The 9883-nt window shown below is 46.1% G+C and carries 6 protein-coding genes and 1 pseudogene; 1 reads left to right on the top strand and 6 read right to left on the bottom strand.

Annotated features, from left to right (window positions below; translation table 11 throughout):
• Positions 1-209 precede the first annotated feature (209 nt).
• The 4 genes and pseudogenes from Q6A92_RS09795 to Q6A92_RS09780 all read right to left on the bottom strand — a co-directional run bounded on the left by Q6A92_RS09795 (position 210) and on the right by Q6A92_RS09780 (position 4015).
• Positions 210-821 (bottom strand): annotated as a pseudogene (locus tag Q6A92_RS09795) (recombinase family protein).
• Positions 811-1053: a hypothetical protein gene (locus Q6A92_RS09790; RefSeq protein WP_332237989.1), complete on the bottom strand. Its 243-nt coding sequence runs from the start codon at positions 1051-1053 to the stop codon at positions 811-813. Before Q6A92_RS09790 ends, Q6A92_RS09795 begins: the two are co-directional and overlap by 11 nt.
• A 175-nt stretch (positions 1054-1228) precedes the next feature.
• Complete coding sequence (locus tag Q6A92_RS09785; protein ID WP_332237987.1) at positions 1229-2098, bottom strand: DNA/RNA non-specific endonuclease; 870 nt, start codon at positions 2096-2098, stop codon at positions 1229-1231.
• A gap of 351 nt (positions 2099-2449) precedes the next feature.
• Complete coding sequence (locus Q6A92_RS09780) at positions 2450-4015, bottom strand: DNA cytosine methyltransferase (RefSeq protein WP_332237991.1); 1566 nt, start codon at positions 4013-4015, stop codon at positions 2450-2452.
• Between the two features lie 401 nt (positions 4016-4416).
• On the opposite strand from Q6A92_RS09780, the gene Q6A92_RS09775 reads away from it, so the two are divergent.
• Positions 4417-4620, top strand: coding sequence for a helix-turn-helix domain-containing protein (locus Q6A92_RS09775; RefSeq protein ID WP_332237986.1), 204 nt, complete (start codon positions 4417-4419; stop codon positions 4618-4620).
• Positions 4621-4678: 58 nt separating this feature from the next.
• Here Q6A92_RS09775 and Q6A92_RS09770 read toward each other — a convergent pair whose 3' ends face one another.
• Entirely contained in the window at positions 4679-4939 is a 261-nt protein-coding gene (locus Q6A92_RS09770; protein ID WP_332237984.1) for a hypothetical protein, read from the bottom strand.
• Between the two features lie 20 nt (positions 4940-4959).
• On the bottom strand, positions 4960-9657 hold the full coding sequence (locus Q6A92_RS09765; protein WP_443029715.1) for an SNF2-related protein: 4698 nt from the start codon (positions 9655-9657) through the stop codon (positions 4960-4962).
• Between the last annotated feature and the right edge of the window lie 226 nt (positions 9658-9883).

Raw genomic sequence — 9883 nt, 5'->3', positions numbered from 1 at the left:
ATTTTGATTTACCGTTATTTTGATTTACCATTATTTTGATTTACCGTTATTTTGATTTACCGTTATTTTGATTTACCATTATTTTGATTTACCATTATTTTGATTTACCATTAGATACATAATAAATTAAAATAATCAGTACGCATATCGTACTGATTATTTTAATTTATGTAATATTTAAGAAGCAATCCACGTAGTAAGTTCATCGACTAAAGACCTTGTTTTTCTTTCATTTTGCGAATAAGTTTATAGAAAGTCATTTTTTTAGTATCTGATTCTCTCATGGCTTCAACAGCAGTGATTTCTTTGTTCTTCCACTTTTCGTACACAGTCTTGAAATCATCTGTTATACGAACTTCTGGACGCCCGAATTTAACTCCCTTCCGTAAGGCCGCGTCTATCCCTTCACGCTGACTCTGCCGAATCTTTGTTCATTCATTTTCGGCCGTCCAGGAGAGAATTTGAAGAACCAGATCGGCAATGAAGGAACCCAGACTGTCTTTATATTTTGTGGTATCCAGCAGCGGCATATCCAGTACAACAATATCGGCATGAATGTGCTTTGTAATATCGGTCCATTCCTGTAAGATTTCAGTTTTATTTCTTCCAAACCTGTCCAGAGTATGGATATAGAGGACGTCTCCTTGGCGAAGCATGCGTTTCATCAGCTGGTACTGCTCCCTTTGAAAATTTTTACCACTCTGTTTGTCAATAAATAAATCCCGGTCATCAATATCCAATTTACGCATCGATTCTAGCTGTCGATCGACATTTTGATCTTTTGTACTGACACGTATGTATCCGAATCGTTTATTTTTCATGAAAAGCCTCCTTTTTCAGTGATTTATCAAATTCGACAAACTTTTTATAATGCGATTCCATTTCTTGGATACGTCCTAGAACTTTTTCTTTTATAACACTTCCCTGGCCCCGAAATTCATTATAATTTGTCGCGATGCTCCCATGCCCCTTTAACGCCGCTGTAAAATTCTCACTCCATTTTGCGAATTCCTCAGATTTAATGTTATCTTTCTCTGCGGTTAGCATCAGCATTGACAAATTTATTTTTTTCGTGAGCTCCGAACTTACATCCTCGTCAAATGTTTTATCAAGATAGCCGAATGCCTTATTAACTGTTCAACTGCGAATTAGTTCATTTACTCCGATTTTGGGGAAAAATTATATATTTAACAATCAGTATTTAAGATTGACAAGAAAATCAGCTCTTTTAATTACTAAAATGTGGTGCGCCTATTGGTGTTGGAACGGTCATGCTTCGGTTCACCCAAGATGTACCATCTGCATAATTAAATTGGAAACCGGGTTGTACGTTGAAAATGAACACGTTGAAATTTAACGATCTATCTGTTGAAATAGCCTGTAATTGCACTCCTTTCGCCATAAAATCATTTCCACTGAAAATAGCCTGTGCCTGATAGATGACCTTTTTCCCCCGCTTTAAGGCGTCGCGAACTTTGCTTTCATAGATCGTCTGAATTTCTTGATTTGAAAAAGCAGTCTGTGTAAACAAGTTTTTGGGATTGTTCTGATCACCAGATTGCAAGGACGGCTCATATGCCCCCGTATAAGCAATCCCTTTTGACAAGGAATAAGCGATTAAATGGCCACGATTAAGGATCGCTTCACCGTCGGAAAACTTCTGATGCCAGCCGGTCGGCTTGACAATCTGCCGGACCCTCAACGTGTCTTTAGCAAGGTTTCGTTCTTCAAGGTAGCCTGTGTTCGGCTGTGATGTGCGGTTGAGTGGGTCAAGGCTGCTATAGATAACTTTGTTCCCTTTCCAATCTGCCGGATTAAGCGTGGATTGATTACCGTTCACTGTAATCACAGCGCTGCTTCCGGAGCGATACGTCACTGATTCAAGGTTTGATGGAGCTGCTGGCGATGAGCGATGACCCGGCAAAGCCGAGGCAATGCCAGAAACTGTCTGATGGATTCCACTTGTCACAGTGCCAGCAACTTTTTTTGCACTGCTGGAGGCATTACCTGCAGTCGTTGTTCCTCCAAGATCAAATTTTTCAAGGCCGAGCCCCGCAAGGACAAAAACAATGGCAATAACGGCAATGAATTTTTTCAATCTCTTTCTCCCTCTTTCTCGTTTTAAGATAAATCCTATCGTATTTGACCTAATCTTTTATAGTGATCAAACAACCCAACCTTTCTTAAATAATAGACCTTCGATAGGACAGTACTGTGAGTCCTACCTAATGCCATGGCAATATCTGCTTTCTTCATAACATTCCACATGGAGCACATGTATATAAAATCTTCCTTCGTAAAAGGCTTTCCGTGATTTTCACAGAATTCAGGATTATATCTCATGCGATGATTGGAGGCCGTATATTCGACTCCATCTTTTATATAGGTTTTTGTCAATTTGATTTCTCTCCTTCAGTTCGTCTTTAGCCCATAATAATCGCTCCGGTTGTTAAATTTGATCAACTGCTAATTTCCACTCATGCTTCGCAACACATAATTCCGGCATATTCGTTCTCACAAGTGCTTCAACAAACTGTGGGGGCACTGCATTTCCACACCTTGCCACCTGTTTAGATTTCGGATAAGTCTTTCCGGTACAATCGTGATCGATTATGTAATTGTGAGGAAATCCCTGTGCATCAAACAATTCACGTGGTTGTAGCATTCGCATACCGATATCGACGATCTGATAATCTTGTCCATAAACTTTCACCAATCCAAACGTATCGTGCGATGTCACGGTTCCAAGCGGCTTCTCAAGGCTCTGTCCAGTCCCTTTCCCGTAGTATTTAATCAGAAACGCTTGTACCTCTCCGATATGCTGGCCCGTTGCGGTTATTGTGGGTACCGGCTGTCGCATGTCACTGCCGGTACAAGTACTGTAAAATTTCGTAAGATAGGCACAAGTCAACGCATTGTGATCCACTGCTGTCACTGTTGGTAAGGGCTTATCTACGCTTGCTCCCGATCCCTTGTATCCACCAGCAAAATATTTCTGCATAAAGGCAACAGTAAGTGCATATCGGTTGGATGTATCAACTGTGAGAAGCGGACGGTCAAGCGCCTGTCCACGTACTCCGTCGCTCTCGTAACTGTGATATTGCGCTAAAAAAGGAGCTACTAAACAATGCTCTGCTTTTGACACAATTGCCGTAAGCGGTTGATTGACTGAATAAGATAATCTATCTCCTTCAAACTTCTGTTGCCCGATATGAACAATAAAAGGTTCTGGATTATCGACCACAAACTTTTTAATCCCCCGTGCGATTCGCTTCATTGTGTTTTCTGCAAGTGGGCGCTTACGCTCAAATATGCTCGGACATGACAGCGACCAATTGATTATTTCAGCGGCCGTTCGCCATGGTTTTAATTTTCCTGCTTTGACGGCTAAGCTATTTGGATCTCCATTAGTTGGCTTTGGCCAGGTAATTGATCTGCCGTCGCAACGAGCGATGAGAAAAAATCGTTTCCTATTTGTGGGTGCTCCATAATCGCAGGCTCTTAATTCTCTGTAATCAACTTGATACCCCAGTGATTTGAACGCCTTTAAAAAAGATTTAAAAGTCTGGCCCTTCTTTGATGAATCAGGCACCCACTGATTCTTTGAGTCTAACATCAGTGGTCCCCATGTCTGAAATTCCTCGACATTTTCCAACATAATGACTCTTGGCCTTACCGATATTGCCCACTTAATAGCAATCCAAGCTAATCCGCGTATGTTCTTATTAACAGGTTTACCACCTTTTGCCTTGCTGAAGTGCTTACAATCGGGAGAAAGCCAGCATAAACCAACTGGACGACCGGCACATGCCCTTTTCGGATCTACATTCCAAACGGATTCGCAGTAGTGCTCCGTATCTGGATGGTTTGCTTTGTGCATGGCGATTGCATCTGGATCATGGTTGATGGCAATATCAACATTAATGCCAGTCGCCAGTTCAATCCCTGTACTCGCCCCTCCGCCCCCGGCAAAGTTGTCTACAATGATTTCCCTGAATAAATTAAGCTGCTTAATAGGCAATTGAATTCCTCCCCAAAAAACGATTTTTATAAAGTTCCTATTTTCCACAATCAACCGAGACTTCCAAACACGTTTTTATCAAATTAGCCCATGAAAGGATGTTCTTATAAATTCAGCAATGCTTGCCTTTCTTTTGTGGTTTTTCCGGGCAAAAAAGCCAAATGACAAAGGCTATTGAAAAAACTCCAAAAAGACAAATAGTGAGAAACGAACGGACTATAAAGTACCAAATTGCAAACTGAGTGAACATGGGAAATGCCTCCTATAATTGCAATATACTATTTACTATATTGTATATTTATATTATACCAATTACTAATTCGTATGTAAAGATGTTGCCAATCAAATTGCTAAATACTAAAATGTAATTAAATGCATTATTAAGGAGGTTTATTATGATTGTCAAGCCAATTTTACATGAAATATTGAAACGAAAAGGGATGACTCAAAAAGAGCTATCACTTAAAGCCAATATACAGGCACCTTATATATCACGCTTTGATTCTCAAATCAGTCATAAAGATGAGCATTTATTTCTCATTGCCAAAGCTTTAGACTGCAAAATAGAAGACCTTTTTGAAGTGACCGATGGAAATTAAACAAGAATTGTTAAAAATGATTACTATGTATGCCCGCTTTTTGCGGGCGTTTTTTACATTATGAATGCTTGTCAACAATCTGATTTCCTTGCATTTTCTGACTATGCACACTGGCAACCCATAGTCTAGGGACGGAAATATCATAACGAACAATTAATCCACGTATCTGAAGAAGTTCAATTTCCTTATAGTGCCTGACAAGCACTCGATCAATGATTTTCTGCAAACGGCCTCTTGCCTGTTCCCCATTTCTAAACTGTTTTCCACGTGCTTCAGAAAGTTCCTGATTGAGCTGTTGTTCAAATTGGTCAATATTCACGTTCATTTCTCCTTCTTTGCCTAACATTGTGGTTCCGGTGGTTCCTCTTCCTCAATGTATTTTACTTCTTCAGCTTCCTCAGAGGACTGTGGAGCATTTTCAAATTCCAGCTTAAGGTTCAATTCTGCTTGCTTGGCCAGAAGCTCATCCAGACGTTCCTGATACGCAAAGGGTTGACCTATCTGCTCTTTAGCCTCTTGGATACGTTCGTGTAAGCGTTGTTCATCCTTTACCACATGGCTGATTTCTTTGGGAATGTCGTCGACTAAGTGTTGCAAGCGCATCAAGTTGCCGATGCCAGACTTCGGCTGATAGCTTGTCTCATAGGAATTTTCCCCCTTTAATAAAAGACTGTTGTCATAGTAGCCCTTTTTATAAAGTAGGTGCAAATGACGATACTGCCCGAGAGAGGTTGTCTCTTCAAACTCCAGATCGAAGCCCTTTATCGCAGCCTGAAGAGCCTCGATCGCAGCCTGGCGCTCATCATAAGACTTTCCCATAATCACAATACGAAACGAGTCTTCAGCCGCCACTGAGATTTTTTGGTCTTTATTATATTTACTCTTTTCTTTTTCCAGATCTTTCAGCTGATTTGGATAATGAGAAGTCAGATTTTTTTTCATGCGCAGTTGACTGTCCTGCCATTCGTTTCGACTCAGCTGCAGGCGCGCGATTTCATTATCCAGTGCCATTTTTTCAAGCAAATGAGGATTACTCGTGGCAAGTGCCTTAACCTCAGCGGCCGACAGCACCGTTTCATCCAGATCGGCGCACGATCGGGAAATGCTTTTGCCGGTCATAATCTGCGAAATATACTTTAATTTTTGCTCCTGAATTTGCCAGAGATAGCTGTCAAATGTCCCTTTTGTGACGTAGCGATAGATCCAGACCCCTTCATTCTCATTACCCTGCCGGAGGCCGCGGCCGTCACGCTGCGTGAGATCTGACGGCCGCCACGGGCAGTCAACATGATGCAGCGCAATGAGCAGAGTTTGCGCATTCGTGCCGGTGCCGAGTTTCCCGGTGCTGCCCAAAATAATTCGCACATCCCCGGCCCGAACCTTCCGAAACAGTTCTTCTCTCTGCCGATCATTTTTCGCATCATGCACAAAAGCAATTTCTTCAGCCGGAACCCCGCGCGCTATGAGCTGGCGCTTGATTTCATCATAGGCATTGAACTTTTTAGCGTTTGGCGTCCCCGCATCCGCAAAAATCATCTGCGTCAGCCGCTTGTCCCTTGTCTCCTCCCAGAGCTTATAAACACCGCCGACGACCGCATGGAGTTTCGAACGGGAATCGTCTTCGATCGCCGGATTGACGAGCCGCGGATCAATCGCCATCAGCCGCGCTTCATTGGTGATTTTAAGCATGTTGTCCTGAGACGGATCCACGCCGCCCGTGCGGATTGCTTCCGCCCGCTGGGCAAAGTCCTCCATCATGTGTTTCTGAAAAGGCGTCGGATCGGTAACAATGACTTTCGCTTTACCCTCCATGATTTTAGGCACCGGCAGGTCCAGCATATCCGCCGTTTGAATATCGGCCACCTGGTTAAACGCCGTCATCAGCTCTGGAAGATTATGAAACTTCGCAAAACGCGATTTCATGCGATAACCGGAACCTTCTGGCGTAATCTCAAGTGAGGACACGACCTCACCAAAGGTCGAAGCCCAGCTGTCGAATTTCTCAAGTCCCATCTTGGACAAGACGTCCGGCTCCAGGTAGTTCATCATCGTATACATTTCGGACATCGAGTTGCTGATCGGTGTGCCTGTCGCGAACACGACCCCCGCGCCTTTCTGCTGTTCCTGCAGGTAGCGGCATTTCAGGAGCATATCGGTCGCCCGCTGGCTGCTGGACGTATTGACGCCGGCCACGTTCTGCATCTTCGTAAAGGCAAACAAATTTTTATAAACATGGGCTTCATCGACAAACATGAAGTCAACGCCAAGCTGTTCAAAGGTTAGGAGATCGTCCTTTTTCGCGCGGGCGCTTAGTTTTTGCAGCCGCTCTTCCAGATTCCGTTTCGCTCGCTCCAGTTGCTTGATGCTCCACTGGTCCCCGGACTCCGACTTGACCTCTTGCATGGCTTCTGTAATTTCGTCAATCTGCTGCTGCATCATCGCCTTTTGCCGCTTTTGGCTCAAAGGAATACGCTCGAATTGAGAGTGGCCAATGATCACAGCGTCGTAACTACCGGTCGCAATCCGGCCGATAAATTGCTTGCGATGCTCTTTCTCAAAGTCTTTTTTTGTGGTCGTGAGCACGTTTGCGGCCGGATAAAAGCGCAGGAACTCTTTGGCCCACTGCTCCGTCAGGTGATTGGGCACCACATAAATCGGTTTCTGAACTGCGCCGACGCGTTTCAGATACATACCCGCGGCGATCATAGCCGCCGTTTTGCCTGCACCGACCTCATGCGCCATCAGCGCGCGCCGCTGGTATAAGATCCGGGCGACTACGTTTTCCTGATGCGGGCGCAGTTTCATTTCCGCGTTCATTCCCGGAAATTTAAGCGCGCTGCCGTCATACGACCGCGTGACCAGCCGGTTGAAGCGATCATTGTACAGCTGGAATAAATCGTCCGCCCGCGCCGAATCGCTGAACAGCCACTGCTTGAAGTGCTCCTGAATCTGCTGCTGCTTGTTGCGTGCCAGAATCGTTTGCTTGGGGTTCACTACAGATCGCTTCCGTTCCAAGCCGTTGACGGTTTCAATCACCGTGTCCCGGATCGTAACGTCCTGCAGGTTCAGGCTCATCTCCAGAAGCTCATAGGCGTTCACCCGGCCCGTCCCAAAGACCTGTGTGACCTGCAGGGAATCGTCTAAATGTTTGCCGATGATCCGGTATTTCCCGATATACTCGTTATAGTCAATATCAACCCGGCCAGGCCGATCGCGAAATACCCAGCCGAAGCGATAGGGTTCGGGCGTTTTCAGGAATTGATACATGAAATCCTGATAATATTTAACCGGAATCCACGTCGACCCGATTCGGTAATCAATCTCAGACGGTTTCAGGTCGGCCGGGATCACCGTTTCAAGCGCTGAAATATTGGACGAGAAACGTTCCGGCCAGCGGGCAGCCGCCGCTTGCGCCTGATCCAGCTTCGTTTTAACGTCACCTGACAGATACTCGCTACGCGTCACCCAGCCTTCCAGCGGCTCATCAGACTTAAGCGCAGCTTCCGGCACCCGCTTCGGATCAAGAAAGATTTCTCCCTCCAGCTCGGCGAAGATCTCTGGCAACGGGTGCGGATAAAGCCGGCAGATGAAGTTAAAGTCAATTTTTAACTTTTCATTGAGCGACAGAACCAGGGCCTCCCGCGCGCTTTCCGCCTGCAGCGTGCGCAGCGCCGGCCGGATCGTGGCTTTTCTAAAGACGTCGGCCTTATGATAGGTTTCTGATTCGTCGTCTTTGACTTCAATCGACAGTAGTAGCTGTTTCTGGTCATCGTGATCCAGCAACCGGCTGTTTTCCGGTTGGCTGATGTAGCCAAAACGGGTAACAAAACGGTCATAGGCTTCATTGAGCGTGAGCAGCGCGCCGGAAAATTCGCTTTCCGCGTAGCCTCTCATCTGCATTTGAATAACGCGGTTCAGCGCCGTGCGTACGTCGCAGAGCTGTTTGAGCTTCTCTTTGCTTTGCCCCTTAAGTGGCACCTCCTCCACTCCGTCTGAGGAATAATAGTACAGCTCTCCGACAGCGGTAAAATACGTGAACAACCGCGTACCCTCCGGCAGGCTGACGGTTTCTTTTTCCACCGAACTCGCTTCAGTATTTCTAAAGACGGGTTCCGGGGCTGGCTGATTGACCGGCCAGAAGGGAAGCCAGTCGCCGGTTGCTTGCCGGAAAGCCGGCATCAATTTCTCGCCTGGCCGCGCGACGCACGTTTCGCCGTCAATCCAGCTGGTTTCCTTCATTTCGCCGAGGAGCTGGGCCGGATGTCGGACAAAATACTCATTAACCAAAAGATCCGGGTTCTCCGGGTACGGTTTAATGGACTGCCACTCTGGGCTCGCCACTGTTTCCGCGCTTGCGCGCTTCTGCAGAAAAATCACATCTGTCGTGATTTTTGTCCCTGCAATCCTTTGAAACGCCGAATTGGGCAGCCGAACCGCGCCAATTAGGGCCGCACGATTAGCCAGGCTCTGCCGGAATTGACTGCTTTGCCGGTCCAGCGTGCCGCGAGAAGTGATAAAGGCGACAACCCCGCCAGGTTTGACAAGATCCAAAGATTTCTCGAAGAAATAATCATGGATGAGCAAGCCTCGTTTATCGTAACCTGGGTCCATAATCCGGATGTCATTAAAAGGGATGTTGCTGACGATCGCGTCAAAACTGTTTTTCTGAAAGGAAACCGTCTCAAAACCCTGCGCCATGATATGAGATTCCGGAAACAGCCCGCGCGAAATGCGCGCAGTAATTGAATCAATTTCGACGCCGTATCGTTCCATGCCGCGCATTTTTTCAGGAAGGGCGGAGAAAAAATTGCCGGTTCCCATCGATGGATCGAGCAGCCGGCCCTGCCGGATGCCCCAGCGATCAAGCACTTCAAAAATCGCGGCGCACAGTTCCGGATCGGTGTAGTAGCTGGTCAGCGTTGAGCTGCGTGCCGCGCGGTATTCCTCATCCGTCAAGAGCTCCTTTAGTGTTTGATATTCGCCGATCCATTCTTTTTTCCGAGGATCAAAGGCTGCGGCGAGGCCGCCCCAGCCCACATAGCGCCCCAGCACGCGCTGCTCCTCCGTACGCAAAGGACGTTCCTCTTTTTCAACAGTTTTTAAAAGCCGAATCGCCGCCACGTTATCCTGGAATTTTTTCTTCGCGCCAGTTGAATAGTCTCGGTCTAGACCAAAATAATCCCTTCCGTTTGGCTCAGGCCGGTCTTTTTCCGCGCTCTGTTCCGCCGGTGCTGCATTTGTTTTTTCTATCAGGGGATGCTTT

The sequence above is a fragment of the Sporolactobacillus sp. KGMB 08714 genome, from assembly GCF_036598985.1.
Taxonomy (GTDB): Bacteria; Bacillota; Bacilli; order Bacillales; family Sporolactobacillaceae; genus Sporolactobacillus.
This window is presented reverse-complemented; position numbering and strand designations above follow the sequence as displayed.

Bases quoted from the DNA above. Each gene is read 5' to 3' on its own strand.
- Q6A92_RS09790 (WP_332237989.1), bottom strand. From the start codon at position 1,053: ATGCTGATGCTAACCGCAGAGAAAGATAACATTAAATCTGAGGAATTC.
- Q6A92_RS09775 (WP_332237986.1), top strand. From the start codon at position 4,417: ATGATTGTCAAGCCAATTTTACATGAAATATTGAAACGAAAAGGGATG.